Origin of the sequence: Clostridium sp. 001 (genome assembly GCF_019056555.1) — a bacterium.
GTDB lineage: Bacteria > Bacillota > Clostridia > Clostridiales > Clostridiaceae > Clostridium_B > Clostridium_B ragsdalei.
The window spans coordinates 2,199,165-2,214,504 of record NZ_CP020473.1; the positions used below are offsets into that span (position 1 = coordinate 2,199,165).

Consider the following 15,340-nt stretch of genomic DNA (forward strand, 5'->3'; position numbering starts at 1 on the left):
CAGTAATATCCTATTCTCATGTTCTATTAAAAATTACAACAAAGATTTATATTCATTTAAAATTTTAAATACATTTTCACTCTTTTTTTCACAATTTATTTTATCTTTTATCTCCTTACTATTTTTTAGTCCTTTTATATACCATGCTATGTGCTTTCTCATTTCTCTTACAGTTCTATCATCACCATTGTAATATATTGCCCTTCTATAGTGTTCCATACACAAATTTATTTTTTCTGAAGGACTTGGGAATATAACAGGTTGATGATTTCTAATTTCATATATCTGTTTAAATATCCACGGATTTCCCATGGAACCTCTTCCAATCATTATTCCATCACATCCCGTATTATTAAACAGTCTTACTGCATCTTCTGCTGTAAATACGTCTCCATTTCCGATTACAGGAATGTTTACTTTTTTCTTTACTTGACTTATTATATCCCAATTTGCACTGCCATTATACATCTGTGTACTAGTTCTACCATGAACAGTCACAGCATCAGCTCCTGATTGTTCCATAACTTGGGCAAAGTCCACTACATTTATATTATCAAAATCAAATCCTATTCTCATTTTTACAGTAACTGGTTTTACAGAAGCTTTTTTCACTTCTTTTACTATTTGAGAAGCAAGAGAAGGATTTTTCATAAGTGCAGATCCTTCTCCATTTTTTACTATTTTAGGAGCAGGACACCCCATGTTTATATCTATAATGGCAATATCTTCATTATAATTAAAAAAATCACAAACTTTAGCCATTATAAGTGGATCACTTCCAAATATTTGAACACCTAAAGGCTTTTCTATAGAAGACACTTTGAGCATCTGTTTAGTTCTATCACTGTCATAGAAAAGAGCTTTGGCACTTATCATTTCTGTATAGGTAAATCCGCACTTCATCTCTATGCACAATTCTCTAAAAGCCCTATCTGTAACTCCAGCCATAGGCGCCAAAACCACATTGTCTTTCAATTCAAAATTTCCTATTTTCATTAAAGCACCTACTCTTTATTTTTGTCATAGATTATCTTAAGTCCCGTTAATGTCAATATAGAATCTATTGTATCTATAGACTTTGACTCCTCATTTATCAGTTTAGCAAGGCCACCTGTAGCTATTACAAAAGGTTCGTCTTCTCCTAAATCCATCATTTCTTTTTTCATTTTCCCAACTATATAATCCACCTGACCAATATAACCATACACTATGCCAGATTGCATACTCGCAACTGTATTTTTGCATATTACTTTTTGAGGCTTGGTTATTTCCACTCTTGGAAGCTTAGCTGCCTTTTCAACTAAAGCATCTGCAGATATTTTTATTCCCGGGCATATTACTCCCCCTAAATAATCCCCCTTTGCAGTAACTGCACAAAATGTAGTAGCTGTGCCAAAATCTATTATAATTAGAGATCTATTGTACATTTCATGAGCTGCTACAGCATTCACTATTCTATCTGCCCCTACTTCTCTTGGGTTATCATACTTCACATTTATTCCAGTTTTTACTCCAGGTCCAACTATAATTGGAACTATCCCAAAATATATCATTATCATATGCTCTAATGAGTACATTATATTTGGAACTACAGAGGATATTATAACTCCTTTTATATCTGAAGTATCCAATTTTTCGTGTAAGAAAAGTTCCATTACTTGAATTCCATATTCATCTGCTGTCCTTTTAGAATCTGTAGACAATCTACATACTGAAATAAGTTTACTTCCATCATATACTCCTAAAACAATGTTAGTATTTCCTGCATCTAGAACTAGAATCATTAAACAACACCACCCTTCTAAATTTAAATAATAATGATTACTTACATGATATACACAATTAAGGAGCAGCTTTGTAGCTGCCCCCTAGAAACCATCAACTTAAGTCAAAATAATAATTTAATTGTATCAATAAAATTTTATTTGTCAAGATTAAATTGCCATCATCCACTTTAAAGAAAATCATATACTCCAAAGGTGCTACAACTTTGTGATAGTCACTTTCATAGTATACATAGGGGCATTAGCACAAGTATTGGTAATATAGAAAAAGCCCCTGCATACTATCACAGGGACTCTCTACTTAAATATATTCAATTAGGCCTGAGCAAATATTTCTTCAAATTCATTTGCTTCAAGTTTTTCTTTTTCTAAAAGCTGTTTTGCTACTGCATGAAGCTTATTTAAGTTATCTGAAAGAAGCTTTTCTGCTTTATCATAACTTTCATCTATTAATTTTCTTATTTCCTTGTCTATTTCAAAAGCTACTTCTTCACTAAAATTTCTACCCTTGCCTAAATCTCTACCTAAGAATACCTCATCATGTCCTGATCCAAATGCAATAGGGCCTAAATCACTCATACCATAATCCATTACCATTTTTTTAGCTATAGTTGTAGCTCTTTCAATATCATTTTTAGCTCCAGTACTTATATCGCCTATAATCAATTTTTCTGCTACCCTTCCTCCTAGAAGACCCACAATTTCATCTTCTAGCTTTGACTTTGACATATAAGAACTGTCCTTCTCAGGAAGATGCATAGTATATCCCCCTGCCATTCCTCTAGGTATTATACTTATCTGATGAACAGGATCCGAATTAGGTAAAAGTTTCATAACAACAGCGTGACCTGCCTCATGATATGCTGTAAGCCTTCTATCTTCCTCGTCAATTACCCTGCTCTTTTTTTCAGGTCCTGCTATTACTCTAGTTACTGCTTCTTCTAACTCATCCATACCAATTAGTGTTTTACTTTTTCTAACTGCTAAAAGCGCAGATTCATTCATAAGATTTTCCAGATCTGCACCTGTAAATCCAGGTGTTCTTTTAGCTAATACATCTAATTTAACTTCATCTGATAAATGCTTATTTTTAGAGTGAACTTTAAGTATTTCTTCTCTTCCCTTAACATCAGGCGCCCCTACAAGTATTTGCCTATCAAATCTTCCAGGTCTTAAAAGCGCAGGGTCTAATATATCAGGTCTATTTGTAGCAGCTATCATGATTATTCCTTCATTGACTCCAAATCCATCCATTTCGACTAAGAGTTGATTCAAAGTCTGTTCTCTTTCATCATGTCCTCCGCCAAGTCCAGCACCTCTTTGTCTTCCAACTGCATCTATTTCATCTATAAAAACTATACAAGGTGAATTTTTTTTGGCTTGATCAAATAAGTCCCTAACTCTAGAAGCTCCTACACCAACAAACATTTCCACAAAATCTGAACCAGATATACTAAAAAACGGTACTCCAGCTTCACCAGATATAGCTTTAGCGAGAAGAGTTTTTCCTGTTCCTGGAGGTCCTACAAGTAAAACCCCTTTAGGTATCCTGGCTCCCATTTCTATATATCTTTTAGGTTGTTTTAAAAAGTCTACTATCTCTGCTAGTTCTGCTTTTTCCTCTTCTGCTCCTGCAACATCTGCAAAAGTAACTTTCTTCTTATTATTGTCTGGCGTGGCCATTTTAGCTCTGCTCTTTCCAAAATTCATCACATTACGATTTCCACCGCCACCTTGCGATTGCTGCATAAACATAAACCAAAATGCTACAAGCATAAGTATTAAAAGGACAGTCGGTAAATATTGTACCCACATAGGTATTGTTGCAGGTTTAGCATACATTTCTTGAACTTCACCATCTTTAGGATGCTGACCTATAAATTGAAATAATCTTTCAGATGGGACTACAGTCTCATATGCTGTTCCATTTTTTAAACTACCTTGAACTGTCATTTTATCTTCTCTAAGCTGAAAACTTTTTACATCATTACTTAACCAGTACTTCTGAAAATCATTAAAACTAATGGATGTTGAACTTTCATTAGTTCTTACCAGCAACAATGCTGCAACTATCACTAATATAAAAACTACTGCCCAGGCCGTTGCACTTGAAAATTTTTTCATTAAAGGCCCCCCTCTCTTTCTAGTTTTATACTGTAAAATTGTATCATAATTAAAATTCCTTTACAATAAAATTTATTACTAATTATTTGTAAATTTCCTCTTTTAATATCCCAACATATGGGAAATTTCTATACTTTTCTGCATAGTCCAGGCCATATCCTACTAGAAAATAATCAGGCACTTCAAATCCTATGTATTTTGCATTAACGCTAACCTTTCTTCTATCGGCTTTATTTAAAAGACATGCTATTTCTACACTCTTAGCTTTTCTTCCTTTCAAGTAATCCACAAGATAAGCTAAGGTTATACCCGAATCTATGATGTCTTCTACTATTAATATGTGCTTATTCTCTATTTCAAAATCTAAATCTTTTAAAATTCTAACAACACCTGAGCTTTTCGTAGAATTTCCATAGCTTGAAACTGCCATAAAATCCATACTACATGGAATAGTTATTTCTTTAAGCAAATCTGCCATAAATGGGACAGAACCTTTCAATATGCCTACAAGGAGCAAATCCTTTCCATCATAATCCTGACTTATTCTTTTTCCTATTTCCTTAACTTTCTTTTTAATTTTACCTTCATCAAGTAGTACTTCCTTGATATCATCACTAATGTTGGCCATACTTTCCTAGTTCCTCACTTTCAAATTTTATAGCTAAAATATTTCTAGTATTCTTATCAACTTTAAAAAGTTCACTTATTCTATATCCAACAATCCATCCAATTTTATCTCCAAAACATATGATAGGAACATCATTTCTTTTATCTTTAGATACTTTTAAATCTATGAACAGGTCTTTTAATTTCTTACTTCCAGTCATCCCAAGTGGTATAAACTTATCCCCTTCTCTCCTGTTTCGTAATATAATATCTCCTTCTATCTTATCGTAATCAAAATACTGTATAAACTTATTTTTTTTACAATGTATATATTCTTTAGCTTCAACTAGCTCTATGTAAACGGTAGATTTAATTGGGGAGATATTATTACATCCAACTTGCAATATATACTGTTTTTTATGATCTGATATGGCTTTTTTTGTATTTTTATTTATTATAATATTCCCATAGTCGTTCAAAACCAATACATTATTGGGAAGCATCTGTTCCTTCCCGGTAGAATGTTTCTGAACTTCTATTATATTTAGAATATGAATTCTCTCAAAATCTTTTAAATTTCCAGTTACAGCTTTTAAGGACATTCTTATTATCCTACTTAATATTGCTTCCTTTTCTAAGAATGCCTCTTTAGATATTATAACCTTTTCTCCCTTTATGTCACAATGTTTTTTAAATTTTTCTTGTGAAATATAACTTAAATATTCATTATCTATTTTTATTGTATCAGAAAATCTATTTAATACTTTAATTATATCTTTATTAAAGTTCTCTTGTATATATGGTATAAGTTGTAACCTTATTTTATTCCTAGAATATAAAGTTTCTAAGTTAGTTTTATCAATTCTAGGATTAAGATTATTTAAGCTACAATATTTCTCAATTTCATCTCTAGTGCTGCATATCAGAGGCCTAACATATATATTATCTCTTACAGGTCTTATTCCTACTAAACCGTCTAACCCTGCACCTCGCATAATTCTCATTAAAATTGTTTCAGCCTGATCGTTAGCATTATGGGCTATAGCTATTTTTTGAGCTTTTAACTCATCTTTTAGTTTTTCAAAAAAACTATATCTTACTTTTCTTCCCGCACTCTCACAAGATATGCCTTCCTCTTGTGAAACATGATTTACATCTATTTTTAAGCTTTTAAATTGTATCTTCAAATTTTCACAAAACTTTTTTACATATTCTTCGTCTCCATCTGCATCTTTTCCTCTTAAACAGTGATTTACATGAGCTGCACATAAAGTTATGTCTAACTTTTCTCTCAAAATATACAATATGTGTAATAGACATATCGAATCTGGACCTCCCGATACAGCTACTATTACTTTATCTCCTCTATCAAACATTTTATTTTTTGTTATAGTATCCAATACAGATTCTATCAAAACAAACACTTCCTAAAAATTATTATTTTAGAAACAATACGCTAATTTATTATAACATAAATGAATTATTTTTTGTGCAAGAATGACATAAAAGCTATATTTAGACTGTCTACAGCACCAATTCGCAATTTACAACGCACAGTTCGCAATGCACAATTTCAGTAGACTTTTCTCTGCAAGTGTTATGAAAAATCTAAAAACTAAGTGGCGTAAACTAAAAAAATTACGATGCAATATTTTTAATTAATAGTTAAGAATGAAGAATTAATAGTTAATGTGGATTTTTTTCCGTTACACTACAAAAAACCTTTGACTAAGCTTTTTATCACTCGTTTTGCTAAAGCAAAACATTGCTGATTTATATAAATTTAAAGATTTTTTGCGACAGCTAAAAATCATCCTTCACTATTAATTTTTCATTATTAATTCTTAACTTGTGAAGCTTTGCTTCACAATGTTTTTAAACTGTGAAAGTTGAATACTTAAAAAATAATACTTATCTCCTTTAATAAAGGCTGTATACCTTTTCTACTATTGCTGTCATATCATCTTTTGCCTTCCCTCCAGAAAGTTCTTTTGCCTTATCCGTAATTTTCTTGCACATTTCCTTAGGATCAGTACAATCTAATTCTTTTAGGAATTCTATCATCCAATATAAATTTCCTGCTGCCTCACTTTCATAATCAATTACTCCATCGCTTACCATTATTAGGAAGTCTCCATTCATTATTTTGTTATTACTAATGTCCACATCCACTTTATCTAATATTCCTATAGGAAGTGTTTTTGATTTTATTACTATAACATCTTCCCCTCTTTTTATAAAACTAGCCGCTGCTCCTACTTTCATAAAATCTACTTCACCTTTATATAAGTCCACACTGCTTAAATCTAATGTGGAAAACTTCTCATCTTCAGTAAATTTTATACCCATTATAGAATTTACCGTATTGATAGCTGTCATTTTATTGAAACCCGCACTTGTAAATTCCTTTATAAGCTCAACAGATGCACTACTTTCCTGTCCTGCTTGAGGGCCTGAACCCATTCCATCACTTATAATCGTCATATATGTTCCATCTGGCAATTTTCCAAAGCTATAACTATCACCATTACATTTTTCACCATCTTTACAAACTCTACTCACATAAGCTGCTATATGATATTTAGGGGTTTCTTCAAAAGTTATACTGCAGCTATCCATAGAAGAATTTATATTACATCCATCTTCACTTACACACATTAATTTTTTAGTTACATTGTTTATAAGGGGGAGTATATTTTTAACACACTCCTGTTTGCCGCCACAAGCTTCCATAGATAAGTTTACAACTAAGTGTCCCTTTTTATTATTAAAACAAAATACATCTTTATAATGTATATTGTTTTTGTTTAAAATTCTTCGTATATCATTTTCCACCTCAGGATTAAACTTCATATTTAAATTAAAATCTTCTACTATATCCCCTATAGTTTTTCCCATATTCTTTATTTGAGATGCTAATAATTCTCTACATTCACTGAGTCTGTTCTTTCTCATTTCACTTACAATATAATTATTTACAATCTCTTCCGTATTTTTTATGAGTACCGTTCTTTTAGTACATTTTCTTTGAAGTTCCCCTGGCATATGCTTTTTGTTATCCTCGTAATTTTGTATTAATTCTGCAAAAGCATTATAAGTATAAAAAGCTTCTCTGTTCCAACACATGTGCTTCATATCACAATCAGAACACACTCTATCTGCCAAATTTTCTATAAGTGCACTACTTTTATTTTTCAAAGCAAGTTTATCATTATCTGCTAATTTAGCCAAAACAACTGACATGTTATTAAGTACTTTAGAAAAACTATCAAATTTATGTGAAAAAATAGATTTGATTTTACCTGCATAATTTTCTTTTAAATGCTCTTGCTTTTTTTCCCAATCTAATTCCATTTCTATTTTTTTGTATATTTTTTCAGGTATTACAAAAAATATACAACAGCTTATAATTATTTCTATTATTTTAAATTCTGTCCCTATATTAGAATACATCTTTAGCACCATAAATCCTATAATATAAGCACTTCCGCTCATCCATTTACCTGTTTCCCTAAACACACCTGATATAAGCCCACATAATCCATAAACTGAAATATATATCATCATATCGCTAGAGGTAACTCCTATTATAGTTCCCATAGCTACACCAGCTGCTGCCCCCGATGGACTCCCTTTTACATAACCTAATATAAGTATAAAACCTAGTGCTATTATATTTCTAAAAGATACTCCATGTATATTCATCCCCCAAGTTCCTGCTATAATCAAAGATGCAGTTATAGATATACTAATTATTTCCTCACTACTGTATAAATGTCTAGTTTTTAATTTTTTTAAGCATACTATTGAATAATTAATAATAAAATATATTGGAAAGATACACATAACTTCAAAAACAGAATTAAAAGCAGCTACCCCAACAGTTAATTTCAATATTAAAAACTTATAGGCAAAAAACTCTATTAACGCAGCAGAAAATAATAATACCAACTTCTTTTTTGCACTAATATTATTTAATATATGATTTAAAGTTGCTAATGTTACAATTTCTATACAATATACAGGAAGATATTTAATATTTCCATACATTGAAATGTACCCTAATAGTGTTCCCACTGCAGCAATCAGGGAAGGTTTTCGCTTTTCACATTGTGCTATTGATATAAAAAAGGCTATTCCAAAGGGTGCCATAAGATTTACCATCATAACCCTTCCAACTAAAAAACCTGCTAGGAAATAAAATATTATTTGAATTGTTTTTGTCATATCCCTAGCTTCATGGTTTTTTTCTTCATTCTTTAGCTTTTCTGTCCTTTGATAAGGAAATACCTCTGCTCCATATTGCATATTATACCACCCACCTTATAAAATTACTGCTTACATTATAGCAGTAATTTCTGGAAATAAATGTCATAACATGAGATACCCCTATATTTTTTTTAGGACATTAATTTTATGTTTTTTTCATAATTCTTATTTTAAATACTTACTAAAAACTAGTTATCCTATTTTATCCACAGTGTTAATAAGTTTGTGATTTTAATAATTTTAGAAAGATATGCTTTAACCTGATTAGACTTTGTTCATTATTAATAACTTTAAAGACAAATAAATTAGAAACTAAAAAAAACTTGCAATATATGCAAGTTTTCTTGGTTGCGGGGGAAGGACTTGAACCTCCGACCTTCGGGTTATGAGCCCGACGAGCTACCAGCTGCTCCACCCCGCGGCATTAATTGGTGCTGAAGACCGGAATCGAACCGGTACGGGTTTTAAAGCCCGCAGGATTTTAAGTCCTGTGCGTCTGCCTGTTCCGCCACTCCAGCACATCATCAATTGGTAGCGGAAATAGGACTTGAACCTACGACACTTCGGGTATGAACCGAATGCTCTAGCCAGCTGAGCTATTCCGCCATGTTATATATTTCTGTGGTTGCGGGGGAAGGACTTGAACCTCCGACCTTCGGGTTATGAGCCCGACGAGCTACCAGCTGCTCCACCCCGCGACATTAATTGGTGCTGAAGACCGGAATCGAACCGGTACGGGTTTTAAAGCCCGCAGGATTTTAAGTCCTGTGCGTCTGCCTGTTCCGCCACTCCAGCAAAATATATACACAACAAATTGACGACATATATTATTATATATGGTACTAACTATATTGTCAACTGATTTTTAAAAATTTCTATAAATAAAATTTAAAAAGAGGCTAAACAGCCTCCTTAGGTAATCCTACTAGTAATTAGAAGATTTCTTATATCCTTTGCCTTTTGCATCTTGATGTTTCTTTATATCTTGAAATCTTTCTTCACTATCTTTTAAAAATTTAGATAATCTATCTTCAAAATTACCTTGATTCTGCTTAGTTTTTTCTTTTTGCCAATCTATTTCCATAGGTCTAACACTTTTTTTATCAAGTCCAGCCTGTTTTATAGATAAACTAATTTTCCCATTGTCATCAATAGAAATTACCTTAACTTTTACTTTGTCTTTTTCCTTTAAATAATCTCGTATATTCTTAACATAAGTGTCTGACACCTCAGATATATGCACTAACCCAGTTTTACCTTCAACATCTACAAAAGCTCCAAAACTAGTAATGTTAACTACTGTACCCTCTAGTATGCTTCCTGCCTTTAAGGTCATATTAAAAAAACTCCTCCTTAAAAAATAATACTATATAATATAAACTTCTTCTCTTTTAACAGAGTAGGACTTCTTGGGTCTTGCCCAAAAATCTTTGCTACATCCACAACCACTTATCCTCCATAATCTCAACAGGCATAATTTCAAAAACCTGTTATAGTTTTCTATTACAGCATAACTGGTAATTAGTTTTTATTGTCTATTACAGGAGTTTCACCTTGCTTAATAAGACCTAATTTTTCTCTAGCTAATTTTTCTATATACACATTAGAATTAGACATTTTAACCTCTTCCTGTAATTTTTGATTTTTATATTTACCCCTCTGCTCTTCCACTTTCTTCTCACTTATCTGTTTTTTTATGTTCTGCATAGTTAATTGCTGACTTATAAAAACATAGCCTATATATAGAACTATTAATAAAAAGATTATATTTTTCCACTTGATTTTTATTTTCATTAATAATCACCAATTCTCCCACTAATGATTTACGTTTCTATATACTTATTTTATTAACTATTGCCTTCTTCGATTTATCATATCTCACTTATATTGTAATTTGATTTTTGATTTTCTTCAAGCTAATTTTTATACTTTTTTTTATTTTTTCTTTTAATACTATAAATAAGGTATTGAAAAGGATATATTATTATATATATAAATACCCTAAATAATCTTCCCAATACTTTGAAGAATTTATTATGTAATTCTATAAGCAAATTGCTGAAAAACTTCAAATATAAACATATACCTACACCTAATAGAATATACACATACATTCCCATATAGGCATAGTTTGTATACATTAAAAATATAAATACAATTATGGCTGTAAATACCCAAAACAGGGTATCCTCTATAAACGTTATTACTTTATTTAAATCTTTAAACCCTCTTATTAGTCTGTAAAAATCAAATAATATTCCCGTTATTATTCCTGCTGTAAGGCTAAATATTATAAGTCGAATTTGAGTACTTATTGATATAATCATACTAATCCTTTCATGGTAACATGGTTTTATTTAAACATCTTTGATATTAAACTTTGATTCTTTTTTTTCGACTTATTATTAGTATATACACAAGAATTTACCATACCCACTATAATTACATCTCCATTTTGTACATCTAATTTATTCATCTTTAAACTTTTTCCTTTAATATTGAGGGTTCCAAGATTAGTATTTAAAACTATTTGATCTTCATTAAAACTTACTACTTCAATGACACCAGTTAACATTAACTTTTTTCTATTTTTAAGACTTAATAAGCTTTTCTTGTCTTCTACACTTATTTCCTTTTTCTCCATAAAATATCCCCTCCACCTATAATAAATATATGTAGCTATTGGGGATTATATTACTTTGTATTTTAAATCCTCAACTTTCGCACATAAAAATTAAGGGGAAAGCCTTGAGAATAAACACATAAAGCAAAGAAACATTCCTTTTGGTATAATAGAATTGCAAAAAACACCACACCAAGGAAAGGAATGTTTCTTATGAATACTATTATATCAAATGATACTAATGATAAACAATTTAATTTTACTATAAATAGATTTTTTAAAGACAACAAAATTGGACATATACTTAAGCAATGCAATTTTTCTAAAGAAAAAGGATTTCCATGTATTAAAATATTTCAATATATTTTTATGCTTGTTTTTACTGGAAAAAACTTATTTAGGAACTTGGAGTCTGGAAAAAATAATCAATTTTCAAAGGATACTGTATATAGATTTCTTAATTCACCAAACTTTAATTGGAGAAAGTTTTTGTTTTTACTTTCTTCATTAATCATAAAAAATATTATCGTACCACTTACTTCAAAAGATAGAGTTAATGTACTTGTAATTGATGATTCTTTATACAGTAGGTGCAGGAGCAAATCTGTTGAACTTCTTGCAAGAGTTCATGACCATGTTGAACATAAATATGTTAAAGGCTTTCGCCTTCTCACCCTTGGTTGGTCAGATGGCAATACTTTTTTACCTCTTGCTTTCACTCTGCTTTCTTCCGAAAAGGAGAAAAACAGACTTTGTCCTGAAAACCACAATATTGATAAAAGAACCAATGGTTCTAAGCTCCGTAAGGAGGCTGTTTTAAAGTCACCTGAGGTTATGATTAGTTTACTTCAACAAGTTTCAAAATATGCTATTCCTGCATCGTACGTTCTTTTTGACAGTTGGTTTACGTACCCAAAAACTCTTATACGGATTCTAGAACTCAAACTTAATACTATTGCCATGGTCAAAGCAATGCCAAGGGTTTACTACAATTATAACGGTAAGTTATTGAACCTTAAAAATCTCTATGCTAATTTAAGAAAAAAGCGTGGTAAGGCAAAAATTCTTTCTTCTGTTATTGTAGGTATTGGCTCTGACAAAAATGGTAATGAGGTAAAAGCAAAAATTGTATTTGTAAGAGATAGAAACAGAAGTAGAAAATGGCTTGCTTTAATTTCTACCAATATATCCTTAGATGACAATGAGATAATAAGAATTTACGGAAAACGCTGGGATATAGAGGTTTTCTTTAAAATGAACAAGTCTTTTCTAAAACTTGCTAAAGAGTTTCAGGGGCGTTCTTATGATTCCATGGTTTCACATACTTCTATAGTTTTTACCAGATACATTATGCTTACTTTAGAAAGCCGTAAGAATAATGATGTTAGAACTATTGGTGGATTTTTTTATCAGTGCTGTGATGAACTTCAAGATATCCAATTTTGTGAAGTAATGAATCTTATTGTAGATATTTTAAAAAATGTATTAACTGAAAAACTTCTTCTTTCAAAGGACGTTATTGACTCAATAATAGATAGTTTTATTGCTGCTTTACCTTGTTACATCAAGGAGAAATTAGTCTTTTTGTCCTGCGAAAGTTGAGTTAAATCTTATTCAGTTGAAATTATCCTATACATACTTTGAACGTTTTCTTTTGTAACATGAGCTGCAATATTTAAGATTTCTGCCTTTAAACATTTATTAGCATATTTGATTTCTATTATATCCCCTTCTTTTACTTCAACACTAGGTTTGGCCACTTTTCCATTTATAGCAACCCTTCCACCTTCACATGCTTCTTTTGCTACAGTTCTTCTCTTTATTATTCTAGATACTTTAAGGTATTTATCTAATCTCATACAAACTCCCCTTTAAAACAGAAAACCTAGATTTTCACCCAGGCTTTCTGAAAAATACATTATTTATTTACTCTATCTTTAAACTCTTTACCAGCTTTAAATACAGGAACTGTTGATTCAGGTATTTTTATTTCTTCCTTAGTTCTAGGATTTCTTCCAATTCTTTCAGCTCTTTTTCTTGTTTCAAAGGTACCAAACCCTACTAATTGAACTTTATCTCCCTTTTCCAATGTTTCTTCTACACTTTCTATAAACCCTTTAAGAGCTGCCTCTACATCCTTTTTTGTTAATTTTGACTTTTCTGCTATACCTGCTATTAATTCTGATTTATTCACTTTTTTTACCTCCTCTTATTTTCATAGATAAATGTGTACAAATATTCACAAATATCTTTACGGCTAATTTTCGGTCATCATTAACCAATTTTTTCTAATTAAGCTTCCGAAAGCAATAAATATTGTATACTATACAAAAATATTTAGCAACTTACTATGTAATTTATATATACTTAAAAGTATTCATCACTTTCTAATCTATTGAATATACTTACATGGATATAGTAGCATATTCTGCATTAATTAAAAAATTCCTTCTTTTTGCATATAAAAAATTAAATTTATATATTTTTAGCCTTTTCCCAGAGTTCATCCATTTCATTTAATGTCATGTCTTCCATATCCAGTCCTTTCTCTCTGGCACCTTTCTCTATATATGCAAAACGATTTATAAATTTCTCTATAGTATAATTTAATGCAAATTCAGGGTCAATGTCAAGGAATCTGGCTACATTTACACAAGCAAATATTAAATCTCCTATTTCTTCTACTATTTTTACCCTTTCCTTGCTTTTATATACATCCTTTACTTCATAATATTCCTCTAATACTTTATCTAATGCATATTCAACTTTGTCCCAGTCAAATCCAACCTTAGCAGCTTTTTTTTGAACTTTAGAAGCTCTCATCAAAGCAGGTAAAGCTTGTGCAACATGTCTAAGTTCATCTGTATGAGTTTTAAGTCCTTGCTCCTTTTTCTTTAAAGCATCCCAGTTTGTTAGCACCTCCTCTGAATTATTTACTTCTATATCTCCAAATACATGTGGGTGTCTCTTTATCATTTTATCACATACACCATTAATTACATCATTAATATTAAAAAATCCTTCTTCTTTGCCTATTTGGGAATGGAAAACTATTTGAAATAATACATCTCCCAGTTCCTCCGTCAGTTCTACATCATCTTTTTTATTTATAGCTTCTAGTACTTCATAGCTTTCTTCTATAAGATACTTTTTTAGACTCTCATGGCTTTGTTCCTTATCCCAAGGACAGCCTTCTTGACTTCTTAATTTCTCCATTACATCTAATAAATCTTTTAAATCATACTTGCACTCTAAATCTTTAGGTATATAAATTGATGTCAAATAGTCTATATCCTCTTGTCTGTCCAACTCATACAATTTTATTTTTCTTATACTTTCACTATTCTTAATTCCCGCAGCTCTTATAAAATATATGTCTGCATCATCTCCATAATAATCCATAAGACTTAATTTTACTTCAGATGCAATTAGCCTATCATATACTTGAGTTATTATAGTACCTACCCTTTTATCTAATGCTTCATGCTTTATATCAAAAGCATCTATTATCTTTATTCCTTCAATAACATCTATATTTAATTTTTCTGCAATAACATCTATAAAGCTAACTGATGGTATTATATCCACATCTACAAAATTTTGTTCACACAATTTTAACAATAATTTTACAGATTTTTCTGCTACCAGAGGATGTCCTGGTACTGCATAAATTATTTGATGAAAACTTTTTTCTTTTAATATTAAATCTTCTGCTATAGATCTATATACATCTTCAAATTTCTGCTTTTTTTCATATAGATGATCATATGTTTCAAAATTTATACCCAATTGTCTTAAGTAATCCACAGTAGGATGTTTCTCCGTCCTCAAATATACTTTGCTCACATCCTTCAGTGCATTAACAGCGCCTATTGTAAGGGATTCTATGGATCCTGGCCCCAGACCTACTACCTTAATCATTTGTAAATCCTCC

Annotated in this window: 14 protein-coding genes and 5 tRNA genes; 1 reads left to right on the plus strand and 18 read right to left on the minus strand. The window is 30.9% G+C overall.

The features are described 5' to 3' along the window. Positions 1-33: 33 nt before the first annotated feature. The 15 genes from dusB to yabP form a co-directional block, all read right to left on the minus strand. Positions 34-996, minus strand: a complete 963-nt coding sequence (gene dusB, locus B5S50_RS10165) for a tRNA dihydrouridine synthase DusB (protein WP_065076893.1) — start codon at positions 994-996, stop codon at positions 34-36. Positions 997-1,004: 8 nt separating this feature from the next. Next, positions 1,005-1,784, minus strand: a complete 780-nt coding sequence (locus B5S50_RS10170) for a type III pantothenate kinase (protein WP_065076894.1) — start codon at positions 1,782-1,784, stop codon at positions 1,005-1,007. A gap of 315 nt (positions 1,785-2,099) precedes the next feature. Continuing rightward, positions 2,100-3,908 (minus strand): ATP-dependent zinc metalloprotease FtsH, encoded by a 1,809-nt coding sequence (gene ftsH, locus B5S50_RS10175; protein ID WP_065076895.1) that lies wholly within the window; start codon positions 3,906-3,908, stop codon positions 2,100-2,102. 82 nt (positions 3,909-3,990) lie between these two features. Continuing rightward, positions 3,991-4,536 carry a hypoxanthine phosphoribosyltransferase gene (hpt, locus tag B5S50_RS10180; protein WP_065076896.1) on the minus strand — a complete coding sequence of 182 codons (546 nt, stop codon included), beginning with the start codon at positions 4,534-4,536 and terminating at the stop codon, positions 3,991-3,993. Continuing rightward, positions 4,523-5,929, minus strand: coding sequence for a tRNA lysidine(34) synthetase TilS (tilS, locus tag B5S50_RS10185; protein WP_065076897.1), 1,407 nt, complete (start codon positions 5,927-5,929; stop codon positions 4,523-4,525). Before tilS ends, hpt begins: the two co-directional genes overlap by 14 nt. 505 nt (positions 5,930-6,434) lie before the next feature. Next, entirely contained in the window at positions 6,435-8,822 is a 2,388-nt protein-coding gene (gene spoIIE, locus B5S50_RS10190; protein WP_065076898.1) for a stage II sporulation protein E, read from the minus strand. Positions 8,823-9,128: 306 nt separating this feature from the next. Next, positions 9,129-9,204 (minus strand) — tRNA-Met (locus tag B5S50_RS10195). Positions 9,205-9,212: 8 nt separating this feature from the next. Next, positions 9,213-9,301 (minus strand) — tRNA-Leu (locus B5S50_RS10200). An 11-nt stretch (positions 9,302-9,312) separates the two neighbouring features. Then, a tRNA-Met gene (locus tag B5S50_RS10205) sits at positions 9,313-9,389 on the minus strand. Positions 9,390-9,405: 16 nt separating this feature from the next. After that, positions 9,406-9,481: transfer RNA gene (locus B5S50_RS10210), tRNA-Met, on the minus strand. 8 nt (positions 9,482-9,489) lie between these two features. After that, positions 9,490-9,578, minus strand: a tRNA-Leu gene (locus tag B5S50_RS10215). Positions 9,579-9,708: 130 nt separating this feature from the next. After that, positions 9,709-10,119, minus strand: a complete 411-nt coding sequence (locus B5S50_RS10220) for a S1 domain-containing RNA-binding protein (protein ID WP_013240734.1) — start codon at positions 10,117-10,119, stop codon at positions 9,709-9,711. A gap of 185 nt (positions 10,120-10,304) precedes the next feature. Beyond that, entirely contained in the window at positions 10,305-10,577 is a 273-nt protein-coding gene (locus B5S50_RS10225; protein ID WP_065076899.1) for a septum formation initiator family protein, read from the minus strand. Between the two features lie 122 nt (positions 10,578-10,699). Next, positions 10,700-11,110: a spore cortex biosynthesis protein YabQ gene (yabQ, locus tag B5S50_RS10230; RefSeq protein ID WP_065076900.1), complete on the minus strand. Its 411-nt coding sequence runs from the start codon at positions 11,108-11,110 to the stop codon at positions 10,700-10,702. Positions 11,111-11,136: 26 nt separating this feature from the next. Further along, positions 11,137-11,427 (minus strand): sporulation protein YabP, encoded by a 291-nt coding sequence (yabP, locus tag B5S50_RS10235; protein ID WP_217303705.1) that lies wholly within the window; start codon positions 11,425-11,427, stop codon positions 11,137-11,139. Positions 11,428-11,619: 192 nt separating this feature from the next. Between yabP and B5S50_RS10240 the strand changes: the two genes are divergently transcribed. Then, positions 11,620-13,008, plus strand: coding sequence for a transposase (locus tag B5S50_RS10240; protein WP_217301860.1), 1,389 nt, complete (start codon positions 11,620-11,622; stop codon positions 13,006-13,008). Positions 13,009-13,016: 8 nt separating this feature from the next. Here the strand turns inward: B5S50_RS10240 and B5S50_RS10245 are convergent, their stop codons facing one another. The 3 genes from B5S50_RS10245 to mazG all read right to left on the minus strand — a co-directional run bounded on the left by B5S50_RS10245 (position 13,017) and on the right by mazG (position 15,327). Continuing rightward, positions 13,017-13,265, minus strand: coding sequence for an RNA-binding S4 domain-containing protein (locus B5S50_RS10245; RefSeq protein WP_013240738.1), 249 nt, complete (start codon positions 13,263-13,265; stop codon positions 13,017-13,019). Positions 13,266-13,324: 59 nt separating this feature from the next. Continuing rightward, positions 13,325-13,600 carry an HU family DNA-binding protein gene (locus B5S50_RS10250; RefSeq protein ID WP_013240739.1) on the minus strand — a complete coding sequence of 92 codons (276 nt, stop codon included), beginning with the start codon at positions 13,598-13,600 and terminating at the stop codon, positions 13,325-13,327. Positions 13,601-13,881: 281 nt separating this feature from the next. Continuing rightward, the gene (mazG, locus tag B5S50_RS10255; protein ID WP_217303706.1) at positions 13,882-15,327 is read right to left on the minus strand and encodes a nucleoside triphosphate pyrophosphohydrolase; all 1,446 of its coding nucleotides are present in this window, start codon (positions 15,325-15,327) and stop codon (positions 13,882-13,884) included. Positions 15,328-15,340: the final 13 nt, after the last annotated feature.

Excerpts from the sequence above, each read along its gene's own strand:
- B5S50_RS10225 (WP_065076899.1), bottom strand. The coding sequence starts at position 10,577 with ATGAAAATAAAAATCAAGTGGAAAAATATAATCTTTTTATTAATAGTT.
- yabP (WP_217303705.1), bottom strand. The coding sequence starts at position 11,427 with ATGGAGAAAAAGGAAATAAGTGTAGAAGACAAGAAAAGCTTATTAAGT.
- mazG (WP_217303706.1), bottom strand. The coding sequence starts at position 15,327 with ATGATTAAGGTAGTAGGTCTGGGGCCAGGATCCATAGAATCCCTTACA.
- B5S50_RS10170 (WP_065076894.1), bottom strand. The coding sequence starts at position 1,784 with ATGATTCTAGTTCTAGATGCAGGAAATACTAACATTGTTTTAGGAGTA.
- yabQ (WP_065076900.1), bottom strand. The coding sequence starts at position 11,110 with ATGATTATATCAATAAGTACTCAAATTCGACTTATAATATTTAGCCTT.
- spoIIE (WP_065076898.1), bottom strand. The coding sequence starts at position 8,822 with ATGCAATATGGAGCAGAGGTATTTCCTTATCAAAGGACAGAAAAGCTA.
- dusB (WP_065076893.1), bottom strand. The coding sequence starts at position 996 with ATGAAAATAGGAAATTTTGAATTGAAAGACAATGTGGTTTTGGCGCCT.
- B5S50_RS10220 (WP_013240734.1), bottom strand. The coding sequence starts at position 10,119 with ATGACCTTAAAGGCAGGAAGCATACTAGAGGGTACAGTAGTTAACATT.
- ftsH (WP_065076895.1), bottom strand. The coding sequence starts at position 3,908 with ATGAAAAAATTTTCAAGTGCAACGGCCTGGGCAGTAGTTTTTATATTA.
- hpt (WP_065076896.1), bottom strand. The coding sequence starts at position 4,536 with ATGGCCAACATTAGTGATGATATCAAGGAAGTACTACTTGATGAAGGT.
- B5S50_RS10245 (WP_013240738.1), bottom strand. The coding sequence starts at position 13,265 with ATGAGATTAGATAAATACCTTAAAGTATCTAGAATAATAAAGAGAAGA.
- B5S50_RS10240 (WP_217301860.1), top strand. The coding sequence starts at position 11,620 with ATGAATACTATTATATCAAATGATACTAATGATAAACAATTTAATTTT.